The sequence below is a fragment of the Rhodococcus sp. 15-2388-1-1a genome (assembly GCF_002259145.1).
Lineage (GTDB): Bacteria > Actinomycetota > Actinomycetes > Mycobacteriales > Mycobacteriaceae > Rhodococcoides.
In genome coordinates this window covers 101,736-121,997 of sequence record NZ_NPFP01000008.1, presented here as the reverse complement: position 1 = coordinate 121,997, position 20,262 = coordinate 101,736, and the positions used below count along the sequence as shown (strand labels likewise).

The following is a 20,262-nucleotide window of genomic DNA, read 5'->3' as shown; positions in this document are numbered from 1 at the left end:
TCACCGCGGGCCCACCCACAACGGCCGCACCGGTTCCATCTCGGACGTCCCGTTCTCGGACCGAACCGCCAGAATCTGGTCGACGCCCATCCTGTTGTCCCGGAAGGCCATTCCGCCGCCGATCAGGTACAGCCGCCACACGCGCGCGACCTCTTCGCCGACCATCGCCACCACTTCGTCGTAGCGCGCCTCGAAGCGCTCGGTCCAGACATCGACGGTCCGCACGTAATGCTCCCGAAGGGCGTGAACGTCGCGAACCTCCAGCCCTGCCTCCTCGATCATCGCGACGGTCCGCCCGACGGGGCGCATGTACATGTCCGGCGCGATGAACGACTCGATGAAGGCTCCGCCGCCGGGGTTGTCACCTTCTCTTCGCGACATCTGCTGAATCAACACGCGTCCACCCGGCTTGACGTTGGTGTGCAGTGCGGCGGTGTAGGTCGGGTAATTGGCCTCCCCCACATGCTCACCCATCTCGATCGACGCCACCGCGTCGAAGGGCCCGTCCGGAATCTCTCGATAATCCTGAATTCGGATCTCGACGTTGTCCTGCAGTCCTCGGTCGGCAATTCGTTTGTCGATGAAGGCTTTCTGTTCGCGCGAGATGGTCACTCCGACGACCTGCGCTCCGTACTCCTGAGCCGCATGCAGGCTCAGGGACCCCCAGCCGCAGCCGACGTCGAGAAAGCGTTGCCCGGCACGCTTGTCGAGACCGATCTTTCGACAAACGAGGTCGAGTTTGTCGCGTTGGGCATCGTCGAGGGTGTAGTCCGGCGAATCCGAGGTCCAGTACGCCGACGAGTACGCCATGTGGGAATCGAGCACCAATTCGTAGAAGTCGTTCGACAGGTCGTAATGGTGACTGATCGCGGCGCGGTCGCGAAGCACCGAGTGCAGCCGCCCTTTCACCGATGCCTGCGACACGGGCGGCGGCAGAGGACGGCCGAACACTCCGAGATCCTTGGCCAGTTTCGCCAACCGCAGGAGCGACGCCGGCCCCGGTCGTATCGCCGAGAGTCGGCGCTCACGCACCACACCCCAGACGTGATCGAGGGCCGCGGCGAGATCGCCGTCGACGTCCAGCTCCCCGGTGACGTACGCCTGTGCAGCACCGAGTTCGCCGGGGCTCCACAGCAATCGACGAAGGGCGCTCGGGCTCCGCAACAGCACTCGCGGTGCCGACGCATCTCCCGCAACGGATCCGTCCCACGCCTGCAGCCGAACGGGAAGCGGACCACCAACCAGGGGTTCGATCAGCTCGGCAATCCGGTGTGCGACACCGACACTGCGGTCGGTCCGGTCGACGGAAAGTGTCGAGGTGGTCATCGGTTGTCCCTTCGGTCGAGCACGATCTGCTGAACATCGAGGTATCCGGATCGAAATCCGGCCTCCGAGTAGCACAGGTAGAAATGCCACATTCGCGCGAACACCTCGTCGAAACCGAGCTCCTCGGCCTCGCTGCGGTATTCACGGAAGCGCCTGTCCCACTGAGCGAGGGTTCGCGCGTAGTGATCGCCCATCGACAGACGCTCGCGAACCCGAAGCGAAGTGCTCTGCTCGGTCACCTCCTCGATGGCCCGCACGGACGGCAGGAATCCGCCGGGAAATATGTACTTGTGGACCCAGGTGTACGTGTTTCGGGTAGCCAGCATTCGGTCGTGCGGCATCGTGATGGCCTGGAGGGCAACCCGCCCACCCGGTGCGAGCAGCGCGTCGATCGTCTCGAAGTACGTCGCCCAATACTGATGCCCGACGGCCTCGATCATCTCGACCGACACGATCGCGTCGTACTCGCCGTCGACCAAGCGGTAGTCGAGGAGATCGATCTGGATCCGGTCTCCGTAACCGGCAGCGGCACAGCGCTTACGCGCCAATTCCTGCTGTTCGGTCGACAAGGTCACCGACCGGACCGTCGCACCACGAGCTGCCGCACGGATGGCCAGCTCACCCCATCCGGTACCGATCTCGAGCACCCTGGTTCCCTCGCCGACGCCCGCCCGGTCGAGTAGCCGGTCGATCTTGCGACGCTGGGCGTCGGCGAGCTCCTCCCTGTCGTCGTCGTTTCCCGATTCGGCGAACAACGCACTGGAGTACGTCATCGTCTCGTCGAGAAAGAGTTCGAAGAGGTCGTTCGACAGGTCGTAGTGGCGCGAGATGTTGGATCGCGTGTTCTTGGTCGTATTCCGCTCGCTCCGTGGAGGCTTGGGGATATAGAGCCCTCGGAGGCGCTGCAGGGACTTCGGAATCAGGGACGCCATGCGCCGGGCGAAGACCTCGAGCACAGCAGTGAGATCCTCGGCATCCCAGTCTCCGGCCATGTATGCCTCACCGAATCCGATGAGTCCGCTGTCGCCGACCCGTGCGGCGAAGTCGTGTGGTCGATAGACGGTCATCAACGGTGCATCGGCCGAGCCGGCCCCGATGACCTCGCCGTCGGGCATCGCCACCCGAACCTGCAATCGCGCGACCGCGCGGCGGAAGAGGAAGTCGGCGACTGGTGCTGCGGCTGCAACCTTCATGCCACCGGGAACCTGGGCGATCTGAGGCCAGACCCGTGGATCCACCAGCGGGCGCGGAACGACAGCGGAACCACCGTACGGGTTCGACACAGAATCGGCCTTCGACACAGTTGTCATCTGTTGGCCCCTTCCTTCTGGAATTCTCGCGCCCCGGGAGGGGCAGGTTTCTGCACGATCTTCAGACCCCGCGCCCAGAGCCGAATGCCCTGCCAGCGGATCTGTATCACCACCCGTAACGGCGCACACGGGATCTCGAGTGCGGTGCGGAGAATGGACCGCGACGTCACCTCTCGACGACGGCCGTGGACGGTCGCCACGAACGGAGGCCGACCGGGTCGTTCGAGGACGATCGACAGACGGAGTGCGGCGTCCGGCTCGGGTAGCCGCATCGAGTATTCGCCGTCGACGTCGTTGAACGGCGATACGTAGAACTCCTTGGTCGTGCGGGCCGCACCGCGATGATCGGTGTGCAGCAGATACCGGTATCGCTCGCCGTAGGTGTTGTGCACCTCCGCCACCACGCAGCGGAGCTCTCCGTCGCGATCGTGACACCAGTACACACTCAATGGGTTGAACGTGTGCCCGAACACCCGCGCACTGGCCAACATCGTGATCCGTCCGCCGCCGAGGTCGATACCGCTCTCCGCCAGGAACGCGTCGACGTTCTGGCGGATGGTGGCGTCGGGGTCACCGAGGTGGTCACGGGGATCGAACGAGGCCAGCGGTCGCAGTATCCGGGGCAATTCGGGAAGAGCGTCGAGATCGACGAACCAGCTGTAACTCTTGTACGAGAACGTGTTTCGAATCGGCGCGCGTCGAATGTGGTCGATCCGAGTGCGATACAACGCCGCCCCGTGTGCGCGGGTGGTCGGCAGAACCGATGTCAGAGCCACGTGGCCCCCACCCGTTGTGCGGCGCGCGCGCCCGACAACGCACCGTCCTCGTGAAATCCCCAGCCGTGGTACGCACCGGCGAATACCACTGTGTCGGTATTCAATTCGGGAAGTCGACGCTGCGCTGCAACCGATTCGGGGGTGTACTGAGGGTGTTCGTAGGTCATCTCGTCGAGTACCGCGTTCGGGTCGATCCGATCCGCTCCACCGAGGGTGACCAGCATTCTGCGATCGGTGTCCCCCAGGCGCTGCAACCTGGTCAGGTCGTAGCTGACCAGCACCCGGTCGGGCCTGGCCGTGCACGACGGGAGGTGGTAGTTCCACGATGCACGCGCCCTGGTGTTCTTCGGCAACACCGACGAGTCCGTGTGCAGTTGCGTGTGATTGGTGGAGTACGGCATCGCTCCCAGGATGGTGTGCTCGAGGGCCGTCGGTTCTGCGAGCATTTTCAGCGCGGCACCGGGATGCACGGCGATCACGGCCGCGTCGAACGTGCGCAGGCGGTCTGCGGCGTCACGGATCTGCACGGAGTCCTCGGACCTGTAGACCGCGCGCACCGGGGTATCGAGCAGTACCTCGTCGATGTGCTCCGCAACCCGGCGAACGTATTCGATGGACCCGCCGGTGACGGTGCGCCAGGTGGGTGATCCTGTGACGGTGAGCATTCCGTGGTGGCGGAGAAAAGTGAACAGGTAGCGAGCCGGGTAGGCGAGAGCAGTATCCGGATCGCACGACCACACCGCGGACACCAACGGCGTCATGAAGTGGGATTCGAAGTACGCCGAGAACGAGTGATCTTCGAGAAACTGCGCGAGAGTCGTCTCGGACTCCACCGGTTCGGCACTGTCCAGCAGTTCGTTGGCCAGGCGATGAAAACGCTTGACGTCGAGCAACATCGAGACGAACCGTGGCTTGAACACCGCCGTACGTTGCGCGAGGATTCCGCTCATGCCCTGGCCGCCCGAGTACTCGAGCCCGCACCCGTCGCAGCGCACGGACATGCTCATGTCCGAATCCTGCGTCGGCACGTTCAGTTCGTCGAACAGGCGCAGCAGAGTCGGATACGTCCGGTCGTTGTGCACGATGAACCCGGTGTCGACGCCTACCGGACCGTCGGGGCCGTCGACATAGTGCGTGTCCGCGTGACCACCGAGCCGAGAGTCCGCCTCGTACAGCGTCACCGACGAGTTCTTCGACAGTGCGTATGCGGCCGTCAGGCCTGCGATACCGCTCCCGACCACCGCGATACGACGGCGCGTCACGACGGTTTGCCCATGCAGTCGGCCTGCGCATCGGCGGCGATACCGAGAACGAAGTCACGCGTCGCCCTCGACCAGAGCTGCGGATTGCGGAGCATGAAGTGCCCACCCGGAACGGAAAGGTAGCGAGCGGAAGCCCCGCGCGCCGCCGCACGTTCGACCGCACGGCGCGAGGTTCTCGGATCGGTCCACTTGTCTGCAGTCCCGTGAACGACGAGCAACGCATGATGCGCGCCGAATCCGTCGGCCTCCACACCCTCCGGCCACCACGGGGCCAAGGCGACGACACCCGAGATTTTCTGGGTCGTTCCTGCAGGCTCCACTCCCACGACAGAAGGGTCGTCGATCAGGGCAGCTGCGGTGCGGCCACCCATCGAATGGCCGACGACCACCACGTGAACGTCGGGATGCTCCGCGCGGATTCGGTTCAGCGCCCACCGGGCGTCCTCGACCGGAGACCGTTCGGGGGCGTTCCAGCCGCGGAACCGGTACTGCAACTGCTGCACCGAAATGTCGTGTGCGCGTCCCACGCGCCGAAGCATCCAGGTGAACGGCCACATCCGCAGACCGGCGAGGTGCCACGGCCTACTGCGCGCCCGGCTCACGTCCTTGCCGCCGCCGAGGACCAACACGACCAGTGCAGGCTCGGACACTCTTCTGCCGGTGCGCAGAACTGGAGTCGGCTCGTTGCTCATGCCGGTTATTCGGCACCGCGGCCGCTTCGGGTGGGATCGGTTCGGACGGGGCGATTGTGACCTGTCCGACAGAAAAAGAAGACCGGGCCGAGAGTGTGTCTCTCGGCCCGGTCTTCGTCGGTGGAGCTGCCGGGAATCGAACCCGGGTCCTCTGCTGCATTACCAGGGCTTCTCCGTGTGCAGTCCGCTATGCCTCTACTTGGATCTCCCGATCTCGCGAACAAGTCAGGATGACGATCCCAGCCACTGTTTGATGTTCCTCATCATCCCGCGGCCGGATGAATCGGTGAGCCCTCTAGCTGATGCCAGTACCCGGACCGAGGGCAAGCCCGGACTGACAGACACGCAGTCGCTACTTAGGCAGCGAGTGCGTAGTCGCGCTGATTGGAATCGGCGCTTATAAGGTTGCGATGACGCTTACGGTGGTCTCTCGCCTGCACCGACACGCTTCCCCTGACTCAACATACAAAGTCGAAACCGTTCAGCCCCGTATGTTCCCGAACACTGTGTCCGGGCTGTTCAGTGTAACGCCTCGCATGGCCACTTTCATCCCATTAACTGCCGGCACGGCGATCCGTCGCGCGCGATGCGGCATCGGCGTCCACACGCTGCACCACCGTGCGCAGCATTCGGCGCGCCACGACCAACCGTGCCGGCAGAGAGGCGTACCAGACCGCGCGACCGGCCAGACCACGGGGGAAGAACACCAACCGCTGCTCGATCGTCGGCTGCTTCGCCGTGCCGCCGACCGTCAGGTCGAGCCAGGCCTCGCCGGGCAGTCGGGTGGAGGACTTGAGCCGAGTGGTGTGTTCGGTGCCCGACGCGGATGCGTCGGGTCCGGTGACGTCGCGGTGCCAGCCGGTGAGAACGTCGGCGTCGGCCAATCGTTCGAGTGCGGGCCGGATCGCGGTCGACTTCGCTGCGCTTCGGGCGACGCGGGTGTCGGTGTAGACGACCTCGCCTGCCCACGCCGGATCCGAGGGCAGCGGGTCCGACGGTGCCGCGGTGCCGGTGGCGTCGGTCCACCGCGTCTCCACCTCACCGTCGTCGATCTTGCGCAGTGCCAATCTCACGGAGTCGCGGTAGCCGGTCAGACCGCCGTCCGGACGGGGTACGACGGCGTCGATGTCCATCTCGTGGCCGACGGCGTCGTATTGCAGTGACTCGATGAGCGGCATCGCCAGCCCGCGCGGAATGGGAGTCACCAGCCCGATCCAGTGGCCTGCCAGACGCGGCGTCAACACCGGGAGCACGATGATTCGACGCTGCCGCAGACCCGCGACGTCGGCGTAGATGTTCATCATCTCGCCGTACTGCATGACGTCGGGACCACCGATGTCGAACGTTCTGGATTCGGTGATCGGCGCACTCGCGGCCCCGATCAGGTAGTGCAACACGTCGCGCACAGCGATGGGTTGGATGCGGTTGTGTACCCACCGCGGAGTGGTCATCACCGGAAGCCGGTTGGTCAGGTGCCGGATCATCTCGAACGACGCCGAGCCGGATCCGATCACGACCCCCGCCTGCAGCACCACGGTGGGAACGCCCGACTCGATCAGAATGCGACCCACCTCGGCACGAGACTTCAAGTGTGGCGAGAGCTCACCGGTCGGCGGATGCAGCCCGCCGAGGTAGACGATGCGACCGACGCCGCACTCGGCAGCAACGGCCGCGACGTTCTCGGCGCTGTCGCGTTCGGTGTCGGCGAAATCCGAGTGCCCTGCGGTGCCCATCGAGTGCACCAGGTAGTACATGATGTCGACTCCGCTGAGCGCTTCCTTCAACGATTCCCGATCGCTCAGATCGCCCTGAACGATCTCGACATTCGCCGCCCACGGCACGTTGTCGAGCTTGCTGGGGGTGCGAGCAAGCACGCGGACCCGGTACCCCTCGTCGAGCAGACGCGGTGCCAGACGCCCGCCCAGGTATCCCGTGGCACCGGTGACCAGAACGCGGGGAGGGCGTCCGTCGTCCTGAACCACGGGGATGTCGGACGGCGAATCGGAAGCTGTCATAAACGAGGTCATTACCCCCGAGCGGTCCAGTTCAACCTGCGAGGGCGATCATCGCGATCGCGCCGAGCGCCAACGCCATACCGATCTTCTGCAGAGTGCCGACTCTTTCGCCGAGCATCACCATGGCCAGCAATACCGTCGCGGCCGGATACAGCGAGGCGATCACGCTCACCAACGAGAGAAGACCGTCCTGATAGGCGTAGATCAGGGCGGCGTTGGCGACCACGTCGAGCACGCTGACGAATGCCGCAAGCTTGAGCACGCTGCCATGCGGGGGCGAGAAGTGCCCGGACGCCAGAGCTACTACCCAGACCACTGCGGTTGCCGACGCACGCGACGCCGCAAGCGGCCACAGTCCACTGCCGTCGCCGATCTGGTGCAGAAAAATGAACGCGAAAGCGAACGTCACGCCCGAACCGACCGTCAACCAGGCCACGGTTCGGGTGAACTTCATCTCCCGACCGCCTGCCACTTCACCGGTCACCTCGTCCGGGGATTCCTTGCTGACCAGCACCACGGCCACCAGGGCGACGGCGATGCCGACGAACGCGATGATGCCGGGACGCTCGCCCATCGACAGCCCGACCAGCACCGGGATACCGGCGACCAGTACTGCGGTGACAGGCGAGACCACAGCCATCGGCCCGGCGGCGAGGGCAAGGTAGAACCACCACACCGCAACGCCGCCTGCGACACCCGAGGCCAGTCCCCATAGCATCGCCTGCAGCTCGATGGTGCCACCGACGAACGGAGCTACGAGCAGAACGATCACCAGCGACAGCGGGTAGGACACGATGACCACCCGGAGGGCGGCAACCCGGCGGGATGCGACACCGCCGACGAAATCGCTCACCCCGTAGCCGACGGCAGCTACCAGAGCGAGCAGAACAGCGGTCAGCGCATTCCCTTCACACGACGCCCCAGCTCACGAGTGACCTCGCGTTCGGCGGTGCGTTTGGCCAACGACTGTCGCTTGTCGTAATCCTGCTTGCCCTTGGCCAGCGCAAGTTCGACCTTGACCTTGCCGTCGGAGAAATACATCGACAACGGCACCAGCGTCAGGTTTCCCTCTTTGACCTTGCTTGCAAGACGATCGATCTCGCGACGGTGGAGGAGCAGTTTGCGGTTTCGCCGCGGCGCATGGTTGGTCCAGCTACCGAGCGTGTATTCGGCGATGTGCAGTCCGCGTAGCCAGATCTCACCGTCGTCGACGGTCGCGAAGGCGTCGACCAGCGAGGCCTTGCCGTCACGCAGACTTTTGACCTCGGTTCCGACGAGGGCAACTCCGGCCTCGAGGACGTCGAGTATGGAGTAGTTGTGCCGCGCCTTGCGATTGGTCGCGATGGCCTTGCGGCCCTTCTCTCTCACTGCAGGGCCCTTTCTCGAGCGTTCGCCACGTGGAGCGGTTCCACGGGCAACCGCTCCAGCATAGAACCGAACGACAAGTGAATTTATTCGCGCACGTACAGGCGCAGCGTGATGTACGCCGTCACCGCTGCCATGCCGACTCCCACCAGCGCGAGGAACGGCGAGACGAGGAGAACGTCGCTGTTCGATATCCGGGCCAGAATGTTGGCCTGATACACGTCGGATAGAACATCGTCGATGAACATGTTCTTCGCGGTGAACAGGCCGGCGATGGCGAGCGCAGATCCGATCAGTGCCGCCACCACCGCCTCGAGCAGGAACGGCAGCTGGGTGTACCAGCGAGTGGCACCGACCAGCCGCATGATTCCGACCTCGGTTCGTCTGGTGAACGCGGCGATCTGAACCATGTTGGCGATCAACAGGATTGCCGCGATCGCCTGCACCGTCGCGATGGCGAAAGCAGCGTTGCGCACGCCGTTGAGCACACTGAACAGGCGCTCGACCAGATCGCGCTGATTGAGCACGCTCTGCACTCCCGGTCGATTCTCGAAGTTGTCGTTGATCACCCCGAACCGCTCGGGATCACTCAGGCGGACCTTGAACGACGCGGGAAAGCTGTCGGCACTGACCAGTTCGGCCAGTTCGGGCTGATCCTTGAACACTCGCTCGGTTGCGTCCTTCACCGCGTCCTCACGGTTGAGGTACTGCACCGAGACCACCGATGGCGTGTTCTCGAGATCCGAGCGCAACGTCGCGCAGGTCTCCTGCGCACAGTCGGCATCGCTCGCCGAGATGTCGTCGGTGAGGAAGATCTGCACCTCCACCCGATCGAGGAAGATCTGCTGAGTCTTTCCCGCCATCTGCACCACGAGCAGTCCGCCGCCGAACAGGCCGAGGGAGATAGCGGTCGTCAAGATCATGGCGACAGTCATGGTGATGTTGCGGCGAAGTCCGGTGAAGACCTCGCTGAAGATGAAACTTGCGCGCATCGCGGAATCCGAGCCCTTCGATTCGTTCGGTCGTGAAGTCTGTGCGGTCCTGAAACGGCGGCGGCGTCAGCGCCCGACGCCGTAGACCCCGCGGGCCTCGTCACGAACGACTCGTCCGTTGTCGAGTTCGACGACGCGTCGGCGCATCGAGTCGACGATGTGGTTGTCGTGGGTGGCCATGAGCACAGTCGTTCCGGTGCGGTTGATGCGCTCGAGCAGCAGCATGATGTCCTGGCTGGTATCCGGATCGAGGTTGCCGGTCGGCTCGTCCGCGAGCAGTACGAGCGGACGATTGACGAACGCCCGAGCGATGGCCACGCGCTGCTGTTCACCACCGGACAGCTCGTTGGGCAGACGATCCGACTTGCCGCCGAGTCCCACGAGGTCCAGAACTTCGGGAACGGTGCGCTTGATCATCGAGCGTGGCTTGCCGATCACCTCGAGCGCGAACGCCACGTTCTCCACGACGGTCTTCTGCTGCAACAGGCGGAAGTCCTGGAACACGCAACCCATGCTCTGCCGCAGCCGAGGCACGCGTCGGGCCGCCAACCGGTTGACGTGAAAATCGGCGACGTGGATGTCGCCGGAGGTGGGCGTCTCCTCCTTGAGGAGCAGCCGCATGAACGTCGACTTACCCGAACCCGACGGACCGATCAGGAACACGAACTCACCCTTGTCGATGGAGACCGTCACCTTGTCCAGGGCAGGCCTGGTGGAGGTCTTGTAGGACTTGGAGACATTCGAGGTGCTGATCACGGGTCGCCAGTGTAGTCCTTACTCGCCGGTAACCGCCGGAACCGCTGGGGCGTCGCGGCGAGTCCCGAGAGACGGTAAAGGCCGACTCAGCGCGCGGATGTCGGCGCAGGTTGGGTGGGTATCAGCGACTGAATCGCCGGGGGAATCGGCACGCCGAACGGCGCGGTCGTCGTCGATGGCACAGTCGTCGTGGTCGCAGGCTGACCGGATTCGTCGACGCTTCCCGTCCCATCCGGATCGGCGGTGGCCGTCGGAGTGGGCGAGACCGTGGTTGTCGAGAATCGCGGCTCGGAGGTCTGCGGTTGGATGTAAGGGGTGGTTGCATCCGGGTCTACGGCGACCGGGCCTTGCACTGGTTCGGCGTCTCGTTCTGCGATGTCGGCACTGACCTGCCCGTAGAGCAGGCCTGTGAGCACGAAGCAGATCCCGAACGCGACGGTGGACGTGCGCACCCGGCCGTAGATCTTGTTCGGAATGCGCCACTGCCGCCAATTTCGTTGCGAGCGTTCGGTTCCGGCGTCGGGTGTACTCACTGGTCTTCCGTCCGATCTCGTCCTGACGATTCGGGTGCGACTCCGGCCGTACTCACGTCGGGGGCAACGTTGATGCCCTCGGGCTGCAGCGCAGCGGCCACTCTCACTCGAAGCTCTCGCCCCACCTGGAATTGCTTGCCCGGCAGCGTCCGTGCGACCAGGCGCACGTTGACCTGCCCCACCTCGATGCTCTCCACGCCCATCACGGTCGGTTCGTCGAGCAGGAGCGGACGCAACCGCGTATCGGCGAATGCGTCCCGGCCGACTGCACGGAGCAGCGCGTTGACCTGGGTGAGATCGGCGGTGCTGGGGACAGGAACATCGACGACGGCGCGCGCCCAATCCTTCGACAGGTTGATCGCCTTGACGATCTGCCCGTTGGGGACCGTGATGACCTCGCCGTCGACGCTACGAACCCGGGTCACTCGGAGCGTGACGTCCTCGACCGTGCCCTCGGCGTCTTCGGCGGAGCCGTTGACGGCGATCTGTACGACGTCACCGAAGCCGTACTGCCGTTCGGTGATGATGAAGAAGCCGGCCAGAATGTCTTGAACCACGCGCTGAGCACCGAAGCCGAGGGCGGCACCGATGACCGTCGCGGGTGCGACAAGACCGCCGACGCCGAAGCCGAAGCGGCGCAGTACCTCGATGGTGACCAGGATGTAGATGAGAGTGACCAGCACCCAGGTGATGACCTGAGCCAGCGCATGACGGTGTTTCGCGGCCTCGGATCGCACGAGCGCGTCGCTGTGCTGGTAGTTCTGGTCGATGCGGGCAGTGATCCGAGATCCGGTCCAGGTGACGAAGCGCGCGGCCAGCAGCCCGCCCAGGATGTACAGCACGATTCCGAGGCCGTTGAGCTTGACCTCGGGCGTCACGTTGAGCCAGGCCGTCATCGGATCGTTGGAGTGGAGCCTGCGCAATGACCGGTCATCTACTGCTCCCCTCGCATGCGCCAGCGGATTCCCGACTCCAGAAAACCGTCGATGTCCCCGTCGAGAACAGTAGACGGATTGTTCACCTCGTACTCGGTACGCAAATCTTTGACCATCTGGTACGGGTGCAGTACGTACGAGCGCATCTGATTGCCCCAGGAGCTGCCGCCGTCACCCTTGAGCGCGTCCATCTCGGCGCGCTCTTCCTTGCGCTTGACCTCGAGCAGCTTGGCCTGCAGCACTCGCATGGCCGACACCTTGTTCTGCAGCTGCGACTTCTCGTTCTGACAGGTCACCACGATGCCGGTCGGGATGTGTGTCAATCGAACGGCGGAGTCGGTGGTGTTGACCGACTGCCCGCCCGGGCCGGACGAGCGGTAGACGTCCACGCGAATGTCGTTCTCGGGGATCTCGATGTGGTCGGTGGTCTCGACGACCGGAAGAACTTCCACCTCGGCGAAGGAGGTCTGGCGTCGACCCTGGTTGTCGAAGGGACTGATGCGCACGAGCCGATGCGTGCCCTGCTCCACCGACAACGTGCCGTACGTGTACGGGGCCTTCACAGCGAACGTGGCGCTCTTGATACCCGCTTCTTCGGCGTAGGACGTGTCGTAGACCTCGACGCCGTAGCCGTGCTTCTCGGCCCAGCGGATGTACATGCGCATGAGCATCTCCGCCCAGTCGGCGGCGTCGATTCCACCTGCGCCGGACCGGATGTTGACCAGTGCGTCGCGCGCGTCGTATTCGCCGGACAGCAGGGTCCGTACTTCCATGGCTGCGATGTCCTCTCGGAGCGAGGCGCGTTCGGCGTCGGCGTCGGCGGTGGCCGATGCGGCCGCCTCGCCCTCCTCGCCCTCGGCGAGCTCGTACAGAACGGGCATGTCCTCGAGGCGCTGGCGGAGCTCTTCGACCCGGCGAAGCTCGGCCTGCGCGTGGGAGAGCTGGCTGGTCACCTGTTGAGCGTGTTCCTGGTCGTTCCACAGGTCCGGCGAGGCCGCCTGATGTTCGAGTTCGTCGATGCGTCGCCGCAGTTCCTCGACGTCGAGGACCGACTCGACGGTGGAGAGAGTGGTGTCGAGCTCGGCGAGGTCTGCAGAAACGTCGGGATGCACGAGAGTCAAGGTTACCGGCACGCGAACCCGAGCCCGACCGCCCCCGATTCCGCCGGCCCGCACGAGCCGGACGGAGACCGTCGTCGAGGGTTCGAACCGCGGTGATTTCAACTCTCGCCAGGCCACCGGTCGACTGCTAGCTTTCGGCTCATCGGCATATTCGCATGTCGACATGCCTGTCACCGCCCGGTGCCGGCCACACCCGCAGTCCACAGGAGCGTCGTATGACCGTCACCGATCAGTACCTCGAGAACAACAAGGCCTACGCCGCGACGTTCGACGGTCCCCTACCGCTCCCGCCGTCGAAGCACGTCGCCGTGGTGGCGTGCATGGACGCCCGACTCGACGTCTACCGCATTCTCGGTCTCGCCGACGGAGAAGCCCACGTCATCCGAAATGCCGGTGGCGTGATCACCGACGACGAGATCCGCTCGCTGGCCATCAGTCAGCGTCTGCTCGGCACCAAGGAGATCATCCTGATCCATCACACCGACTGCGGCATGCTCACATTCACCGACGACGAGTTCAAGAAAGATCTGCAGGACGAGACCGGCATCGAACCGAACTGGGCCGCGGAGTCGTTCTCCGACTTGGACAGCGATGTTCGCCAATCGCTCGCCCGCATCGAGCAGAGCCCGTTCGTCACGAAGCACGAATCCATTCGAGGCTTCGTCTTCGATGTGGCAACCGGGAAGCTGAACGAAGTCACCGGATAGGCCCGACCACACAGATCGCCGTATGCGAGACGCCGTGTGCGCGGCGATAGTCTTCTCCCGTGACCGACTACGCCGCTGATCTCTCTCTCGCCCTCCGACTCGCCGACGAGGCCGACGCCATCACCCGTCGACGTTTTCTGGCCATGGATCTGTCGGTCGATTCCAAGCCCGATCTCACGCCCGTCAGCGACGCGGATCTGGCGGTGGAGACGATGATTCGCGCCGAACTCGGCTCGGAGCGTCCGGCAGACGCGTTGCTGGGCGAGGAGTACGGCGGCACGGCCACCTTCAGCGGCCGCCAGTGGGTCGTCGATCCCATCGACGGCACCAAGAATTTCGTCCGTGGCGTTCCGGTGTGGGCGACCTTGATCGCCCTGCTCGACGACGGCATACCTCGCGTCGGAGTGGTGAGCGCGCCTGCTCTGAACCGGCGGTGGTGGGCGGCACTCGATCTGGGAGCCTGGACGGCATCGGACGGGGGCACCCCGCGCCGGATCGAGGTCTCGAAGGTCGATTCGGTGGCGTCGTCGAGTCTGAGTTTCTCCAGCCTCAGCGGGTGGGCCGAACTGGGTATCAGGGATCGGTTCCTCGATCTGACCGACGCCGTGTGGCGGGTGCGCGGTTACGGCGACTTCTTCTCGTACTGCCTCGTCGCGGAGGGGGCAGTCGACATCGCCGCCGAACCCGAGGTCTCGCTGTGGGACCTGGCCGCCCTCGACGTTCTCGTACGCGAGGCCGGGGGCGATTTCACCGCGCTCGACGCCAGCGCAGGACCACACGGGGGCAGCGCCGTGGCCACCAACGGCCTACTGCAACACCAGATCCTCGCACTCCTGTCCCCCAGCGCGAAAAATCTCGCCTAGAGAACTGCAGCCAGAATCAGCGCGATCAGCGGCGTGATGCCCTGCACGAATGCGGGCCGGAAATACTTTGCTCCGCCGGTGGCCAGAACGAGCGCTGCGCCGACGATGCTCGCGCACGCGAAGTAGACGATGGCGTCTCCCGCGGATCCGCCCACGACGAGGCCCACCACGATGCCGACGGCCAGAAACAGGTTGTAGAAGCCCTGGTTGAACGCCATCGGCTTGGTGATGTCGGCGTCGTTCTGGCTGGCCACGCCGAACCTTGCCCATACGGCCGGCTTGGACCAGAGCACGCTCTCCATGACGAAGATGGCGACGTGGAGGGCCGCGGCGAGGGCGGCGAAGACCTGGGCGATCGGATGCACGCGAACAGCCTGTCACACCGATACGACGGGTGATACGAAAGGTCGTTCGAGTGTCGAGCGCCACCGGTACTTACTCGACAGTAGACAGCTAACTTACTCGGGAGTAAGATCTGTGAAGTCCGTGCCCGACGCCGAGGAACTGGTGATCATGAGCAAGCAAGACAGTGTGGTCGACGCGAAGGCCCCGAAGGTGCCCCGCGATACTTCTGCGGTTGGCCTCAACCCGTTCAAGAGAGATGCGATCGGAACCGCCATGCGCGTTCTGACCGCCATCACCGGATCGGAACTGGCGGAGAAGTACAACCTCCGCCAGACCATCGACCGGGTGACGTACGAGAGCACCAAGACCGGGTTCAAGACCCTCGGCGCTGCCAATCGCACGTTCGCCAAGGTCACCGGTGGCGGCAAGCCCAAGCGTCTCGACGACGGTGCCGCCAAGAACCTCAGCTACTTCGACCTGACGCCCGACGACGAACAGCGCATGATCGTCGAGACGGTCAAGGAGTTCGCCGAGGAGATCCTCCGCCCGGCCGCCTTCGACGCAGACCACAGCGCCTCGTCGCCCGAGGATCTGGTTCGTCGTTCCGCCGAGCTCGGCATCACGCTCATCAACGTTCCCGAGGAACTCGACGGGGCCGCCAGCGAGCGTGGCGCGGTCACCAATTCTCTCGTCGCCGAGGCACTCGCCCACGGTGACATGGGCTTGGCACTGCCCATCCTCGCGCCCAGCGGTGTCGCCGTTGCGCTCACCCAGTGGGGCACCGACGCACAGCAGAAGACCTACCTCCCCGCATTCGTCGGCGAGAAGGTGCCGAACGCAGCAGTGGTCGTCAACGAGCCCCGCGCACTGTTCGATCCGTACGCGTTGCAGACCAAGGCCGTTCGCTCCCCCAGCGGCTACAAGCTCAACGGAGTCAAGAGTCTCGTACCCGCTGCCGGCAGCTCCGAGCTGTTCGTCATCGCCGCAGAACTCGAAGGCCGTCCGGCATTCTTCATCGTCGAGTCCGACTCCAAGGGCCTTGTCGTCGAAGCCGACCCGAGCATGGGCCTGCGCGCAGCAGGCCTGGGTCGCCTGATCCTGACCGACGTCGCAGTTCCCGAGTCGGCACTGCTCGGTGACGGTGACGCAGATCAGCGGGCCGCCGAGTACAGCGCCGCCATCGGACTGGCGCGCCTCGGCTGGGCATCACTGGCCGTCGGCACCAGCCAGGCCGTACTCGACTACGTCGTTCCGTACGTCAACGACCGTGTTGCCTTCGGTGAGCCGATCAGCAACCGTCAGGCCGTGGCCTTCATGGTCGCCAACATCGCCATCGAGCTCGACGGCATGCGGTTGGTCACGCTGCGCGGTGCGTCTCGCGCCGAGCAGGGACTGTCGTTCACTCGTGAGTCCGCGCTGGCTCGTCGACTCGCATCCGAGAAGGGCATGCAGATCGGTTCCGACGGCGTGCAGCTGCTCGGTGGTCACGGTTTCACCAAGGAGCACCCGGTCGAGCGTTGGTACCGCGATTTGCGGTCCGTCGGCGTCGCCGAGGGCATCGTTCTCATCTAGCTCGCCGCCCCGAATTCCATGGCACTCACCCAAGGACATACACGATGATCAATCTTGAACTTCCCAAGAAGCTTCGGGCGCAGGCGAATCAGGCTCACCAGGTCGCTGCCGAGATCTTCCGCCCGATTTCCCGCAAGTACGACCTCGCCGAGCACGAGTACCCGGTGGAGCTCGACACCATGGCGTCGATGGTCGAAGGCATGTCCGACGCCGGTGGCGAAATCGGCGGAGCCGCCGGTGGCCGCGAGAAGGACAGCGAGTCGGCCAAGCCCAGCAAGACCGCGAATGCCAACGGCGGCAACATGTCCGCTCTGGTGAACGTGATCGAGACCTGCTGGGGCGACGTCGGCCTCACGCTGTCGATCCCCTACCAGGGACTCGGCAACTCGGCTATCGCGGCGGTGTCCACCGACGAGCAGCTCGAGCGCTTCGGCAAGGTGTGGGCGTCGATGGCCATCACCGAGCCCAGCTTCGGATCGGACTCCGCGGCCGTCACCACCACCGCTGTCCTCGACGGCGACGAGTGGGTGCTCAACGGCGAGAAGATCTACGTCACCGCCGGTGAGCGTTCCACCCACATCGTGGTGTGGGCAACGGTCGACAAGTCGCTCGGCCGCGCGGCCATCAAGTCGTTCGTCGTCCCGCGTGACGCTCCGGGCCTGTCGGTTGCCCGCCTCGAGCACAAGCTGGGCATCAAGGCCTCCGACACCGCAGCCCTGCTGCTCGAGGATTGCCGCATCCCGAAGGACAATCTGCTCGGCACCGCCGAGGTGAACGTCGAAAAGGGCTTCGCCGGCGTCATGCAGACCTTCGACAACACCCGCCCGCTGGTGGCAGGTATGGCAATCGGCGTCGCACGCGCGGCACTCGAGGAGCTGCGATCCATTCTGGTGGACGCCGGAGTCGACATCTCGTACGAGACGCCCGCCTACAACCAGCACGCGGCAGCCGCAGAGTTCCTGCGCCTCGAAGCGGACTGGGAGGCAGCACATCTGCTCGCACTGCGTGCGGCGTGGATGGCCGACAACAAGGAGCCCAACTCCTTGCAGGCCTCGATGTCCAAGGCGAAGGCCGGTCGCTCGGCCGTCGACATCACGCTCAAGGCAGTGGAACTGGCAGGCACGTACGGCTACTCGGAGCGCCCACTGCTCGAGAAGTGGAGCCGCGACTCCAAGATCCTCGACATCTTCGAGGGAACCCAGCAGATTCAGCAGCTGATCGTTGCTCGTCGAGTGCTCGGAAAGACCTCGGCAGAACTGAAGTGACTCCTGGCTCGTCGTCGAGCCGAGAATCAACCACACAACGGCACCGGACATTGCGTCCGGTGCCGTTGTGCGTGCGCAAGAAAGAAAACTCCGGAGCCGATGTCGATATCGTGGTCTGTCGAACGTCGTCATCGTGTACGGCGACTCGCGCCGCGACACCGAGGTACCGAACCCAGGAGCGCACCATGAAGTACATCGTCTTGATCAACGCAAACACCGCACCCGGAGCAGCACCGGGCTGCAGCAGTGTCGAGGACTGGATGACCTACGAGAAGGAGATGAAGGAGGCGGGCGTCTACGTATCCGGTCACGCCATGGCCGACCTCACGACAGCCACGGCCGTGCGCGTCGATGCCACCACCGGAGAACGCACCGTCACCGACGGACCGTACGCCGAGTCACACGAAGTACTGGGCGGCTACGACGTCATCGACGTTCCCGACCTGGACGCTGCACTCGAATGGGCGGCCCGATGCCCGGGCTCCCAGGACGGCGGCACGGTGATCGTCCGTCCCCTAGCCGAGTTCTGAACCGCCGAAACCCGACGTACCGGGTTCTTCGGTGACCGATGCCGAGGTTCGTCGAGCGCTCGACTCGGTCTTCCGAGCCGAGCGCTCGATTCTGCTCGCCTCGCTGGTGCAGCGGTATCGCGATCTCGACCTCGCAGAAGAAGTGACCTCGGACGCCATCGAATCGGCGCTGAAACACTGGCCGGTCGATGGTGTCCCGGCCAGGCCTGGTGCCTGGTTGCTCACCACTGCCCGGCGGAAGGCGGTCGATCGCCTGCGGCGCGACCAGAGCCTGGCCGCGAAAGTCGGAGTGCTGCAGGCGGATACGGATCGTAGCGAACCGAGTCACCTGAATTCGCTCGACGACAGTCTGCCCGACGACCGACTGCAGTTGTTCTTCACCTGCGCGCATCCGGCCCTCGCCGCCGGTGACCGGCTCGCACTGACTCTCCGATGCCTGGCCGGTCTCACCACCGGCGAGGTGGCGCGGGCGCTGCTGATCCCTCCGGCCACGGCAGCGCAGCGAATAGTGCGAGCCAAGAACAAGATTCGCGTCGCACGGATCCCGTTCCGCCTCCCGGGCCCCGACGAATTGGCAGACAGGGTGCCGATGGTGCTCGAGGTGGTCTATTCGATCTTCACCGAGGGCTATTCTGCGACGTCGGGTGATCACGTCGGACGAATCGATCTCACCGACGAGGCACTCGGGATGGGCCGACTCCTGCACGCCGCATTGCCGGGCGAGCCCGAGGTGACCGGTCTACTGGCGCTGATGTTGCTCGTCGACGCACGACGCGATGCTCGAATCGGACCGGACGGTGAAATCGTGTTGTTGGCCGACCAAGACCGTCGACTCTGGAATGCCGCGTTCATCGCCGAGGGTACGAACCTTGTGGTCGAGGCCCTCGGCGGCGGCCGGAGCGGTCCTTACGCCGTGCAGGCGGCCATTGCTGCACTGCACGACGAATCACCGGACGCCTACAGCACGGACTGGCCTCAGATCGTTGCCCTGTACGACGTGCTCATGACGCGGGCACCGAGCGCGGTCGTCGCGCTGAACCGGGCGGTCGCGCTTGCGATGCGCGATGGTCCAGCAGCCGGGCTGCAGGAATTGGATCTGCTCGCCGATGAGCCGTCACTGCGCCGCTATCACCCCTATCCGACGGCGAGAGCCGATCTGCTGCAACGACTCGACAGGTTCGAGGAGGCGGCTGTCGACTATCGACGAGCGTTGGATTTCGCCCGAACCGCACCGGAGAAGCGCCTGCTGGGACGTCGGCTCGCGGAGGTGAACACCTGCCGCGCTCAGGCCGACAGCACCACGTCCACCTGACCTGCTGTCAACGGGCGGTCTGCGTACACCGAGCGAACTGCGTCGGCGTCGGGATTGCCGACGTCGGGTCCACGGGCGATCAGCTCCAGGCCCGCGCGCTCGGCCACCCGGGCCGACGCGACGTTGTGCTCGGGGAGGTACGCCACGATCGGCAATTCGGGCTCGGTTCGGTGCGCGCACTCGACTGCGATCTCACACATCTCCGCGGCGTACCCGTTGCCCTGTGCGTCGGGATGGAGGCGATAGCCAAGATTCCAGAAGGTGTTCCGCCGCTTCGAGCATCCGCCGTAGCCACTGATCGTGCGGTTGCCGCGCTCACGAATGATCCAGGTGGACAGTCCGTCCCGCCGCCACTGCTCCGCCCAGCTCTGCAACATCCGTTCGGTTGCACCGGGACCGGTATGCCGCAGGCTGGGAAAGTGCGTCCACGACTGCGGGTCGCTGCAGATCGCGTACAGCGCATCGAGATCCGTGCCGACCGGCTCGTCGAGATCGAGACGCGAGGTTCGTGTTCGCACACCGTGAATCCTAGGCGGAAGAAGTCTGGTAGACCGGTGGTACACGATCGAGCGAAGGGTGTGACCG

General features: G+C 64.8%; 21 protein-coding genes and 1 other RNA gene. 6 read left to right on the top strand and 16 right to left on the bottom strand.

What is annotated here, in order from left to right:
• From CH302_RS05050 to prfB, 14 genes are all read right to left on the bottom strand, one after another.
• Window positions 1-1,326, bottom strand: a complete 1,326-nt coding sequence (locus CH302_RS05050; protein ID WP_052047533.1) for an SAM-dependent methyltransferase — start codon at window positions 1,324-1,326, stop codon at window positions 1-3.
• Window positions 1,323-2,636, bottom strand: a complete 1,314-nt coding sequence (locus CH302_RS05045) for an SAM-dependent methyltransferase (protein ID WP_082323598.1) — start codon at window positions 2,634-2,636, stop codon at window positions 1,323-1,325. The genes CH302_RS05050 and CH302_RS05045 overlap by 4 nt, the downstream gene beginning before the upstream one ends.
• On the bottom strand, window positions 2,633-3,412 hold the full coding sequence (locus tag CH302_RS05040) for a DUF1365 domain-containing protein (protein WP_082323599.1): 780 nt from the start codon (window positions 3,410-3,412) through the stop codon (window positions 2,633-2,635). Before CH302_RS05040 ends, CH302_RS05045 begins: the two co-directional genes overlap by 4 nt.
• Complete coding sequence (locus CH302_RS05035; RefSeq protein WP_371828438.1) at window positions 3,403-4,692, bottom strand: NAD(P)/FAD-dependent oxidoreductase; 1,290 nt, start codon at window positions 4,690-4,692, stop codon at window positions 3,403-3,405. Before CH302_RS05035 ends, CH302_RS05040 begins: the two co-directional genes overlap by 10 nt.
• A complete protein-coding gene (locus tag CH302_RS05030) occupies window positions 4,671-5,366 on the bottom strand; it encodes an alpha/beta fold hydrolase (RefSeq protein WP_037189829.1) in 696 nt (231 codons plus the stop codon). The genes CH302_RS05035 and CH302_RS05030 overlap by 22 nt, the downstream gene beginning before the upstream one ends.
• A 118-nt stretch (window positions 5,367-5,484) precedes the next feature.
• Window positions 5,485-5,855, bottom strand: a transfer-messenger RNA (tmRNA) gene (gene ssrA, locus CH302_RS05025).
• 65 nt (window positions 5,856-5,920) lie between these two features.
• Window positions 5,921-7,381, bottom strand: coding sequence for an SDR family NAD(P)-dependent oxidoreductase (locus CH302_RS05020; protein WP_052047534.1), 1,461 nt, complete (start codon window positions 7,379-7,381; stop codon window positions 5,921-5,923).
• Between the two features lie 31 nt (window positions 7,382-7,412).
• Complete coding sequence (locus tag CH302_RS05015) at window positions 7,413-8,267, bottom strand: DMT family transporter (RefSeq protein WP_037189831.1); 855 nt, start codon at window positions 8,265-8,267, stop codon at window positions 7,413-7,415.
• A gap of 8 nt (window positions 8,268-8,275) precedes the next feature.
• Complete coding sequence (gene smpB / locus CH302_RS05010) at window positions 8,276-8,749, bottom strand: SsrA-binding protein SmpB (protein WP_032397704.1); 474 nt, start codon at window positions 8,747-8,749, stop codon at window positions 8,276-8,278.
• Between the two features lie 83 nt (window positions 8,750-8,832).
• Window positions 8,833-9,738, bottom strand: coding sequence for a permease-like cell division protein FtsX (gene ftsX / locus CH302_RS05005; RefSeq protein WP_037189832.1), 906 nt, complete (start codon window positions 9,736-9,738; stop codon window positions 8,833-8,835).
• 66 nt (window positions 9,739-9,804) lie between these two features.
• On the bottom strand, window positions 9,805-10,494 hold the full coding sequence (gene ftsE, locus CH302_RS05000) for a cell division ATP-binding protein FtsE (RefSeq protein ID WP_027496574.1): 690 nt from the start codon (window positions 10,492-10,494) through the stop codon (window positions 9,805-9,807).
• Window positions 10,495-10,580: 86 nt separating this feature from the next.
• Entirely contained in the window at window positions 10,581-11,027 is a 447-nt protein-coding gene (locus CH302_RS04995) for a hypothetical protein (protein ID WP_037189833.1), read from the bottom strand.
• Complete coding sequence (locus tag CH302_RS04990; protein WP_037155702.1) at window positions 11,024-11,923, bottom strand: mechanosensitive ion channel family protein; 900 nt, start codon at window positions 11,921-11,923, stop codon at window positions 11,024-11,026. The genes CH302_RS04995 and CH302_RS04990 overlap by 4 nt, the downstream gene beginning before the upstream one ends.
• 38 nt (window positions 11,924-11,961) lie before the next feature.
• Entirely contained in the window at window positions 11,962-13,074 is a 1,113-nt protein-coding gene (gene prfB / locus CH302_RS04985; protein ID WP_027496571.1) for a peptide chain release factor 2, read from the bottom strand.
• A 224-nt stretch (window positions 13,075-13,298) separates the two neighbouring features.
• Between prfB and CH302_RS04980 the strand changes: the two genes are divergently transcribed.
• Complete coding sequence (locus tag CH302_RS04980) at window positions 13,299-13,790, top strand: beta-class carbonic anhydrase (RefSeq protein WP_037190218.1); 492 nt, start codon at window positions 13,299-13,301, stop codon at window positions 13,788-13,790.
• A 59-nt stretch (window positions 13,791-13,849) separates the two neighbouring features.
• Window positions 13,850-14,653, top strand: coding sequence for an inositol monophosphatase family protein (locus CH302_RS04975; RefSeq protein WP_037189834.1), 804 nt, complete (start codon window positions 13,850-13,852; stop codon window positions 14,651-14,653).
• Here the strand turns inward: CH302_RS04975 and CH302_RS04970 are convergent.
• Window positions 14,650-15,018 carry a DUF1304 domain-containing protein gene (locus tag CH302_RS04970; protein WP_037189835.1) on the bottom strand — a complete coding sequence of 123 codons (369 nt, stop codon included), beginning with the start codon at window positions 15,016-15,018 and terminating at the stop codon, window positions 14,650-14,652. The genes CH302_RS04975 and CH302_RS04970 overlap by 4 nt on opposite strands.
• Window positions 15,019-15,160: 142 nt before the next feature.
• On the opposite strand from CH302_RS04970, the gene CH302_RS04965 reads away from it, so the two are divergent.
• From CH302_RS04965 to CH302_RS04950, 4 genes are all read left to right on the top strand, one after another.
• A complete protein-coding gene (locus CH302_RS04965; RefSeq protein WP_037190220.1) occupies window positions 15,161-16,570 on the top strand; it encodes an acyl-CoA dehydrogenase family protein in 1,410 nt (469 codons plus the stop codon).
• Between the two features lie 44 nt (window positions 16,571-16,614).
• The gene (locus CH302_RS04960) at window positions 16,615-17,835 is read left to right on the top strand and encodes an acyl-CoA dehydrogenase family protein (protein ID WP_037189836.1); all 1,221 of its coding nucleotides are present in this window, start codon (window positions 16,615-16,617) and stop codon (window positions 17,833-17,835) included.
• A 185-nt stretch (window positions 17,836-18,020) separates the two neighbouring features.
• A complete protein-coding gene (locus CH302_RS04955; RefSeq protein WP_037189838.1) occupies window positions 18,021-18,365 on the top strand; it encodes a YciI family protein in 345 nt (114 codons plus the stop codon).
• 31 nt (window positions 18,366-18,396) lie between these two features.
• Complete coding sequence (locus tag CH302_RS04950; RefSeq protein ID WP_037189841.1) at window positions 18,397-19,677, top strand: RNA polymerase sigma factor; 1,281 nt, start codon at window positions 18,397-18,399, stop codon at window positions 19,675-19,677.
• Here CH302_RS04950 and CH302_RS04945 read toward each other — a convergent pair.
• Window positions 19,650-20,195, bottom strand: a complete 546-nt coding sequence (locus tag CH302_RS04945; protein WP_037189844.1) for a GNAT family N-acetyltransferase — start codon at window positions 20,193-20,195, stop codon at window positions 19,650-19,652. The genes CH302_RS04950 and CH302_RS04945 overlap by 28 nt on opposite strands.
• Window positions 20,196-20,262: the final 67 nt, after the last annotated feature.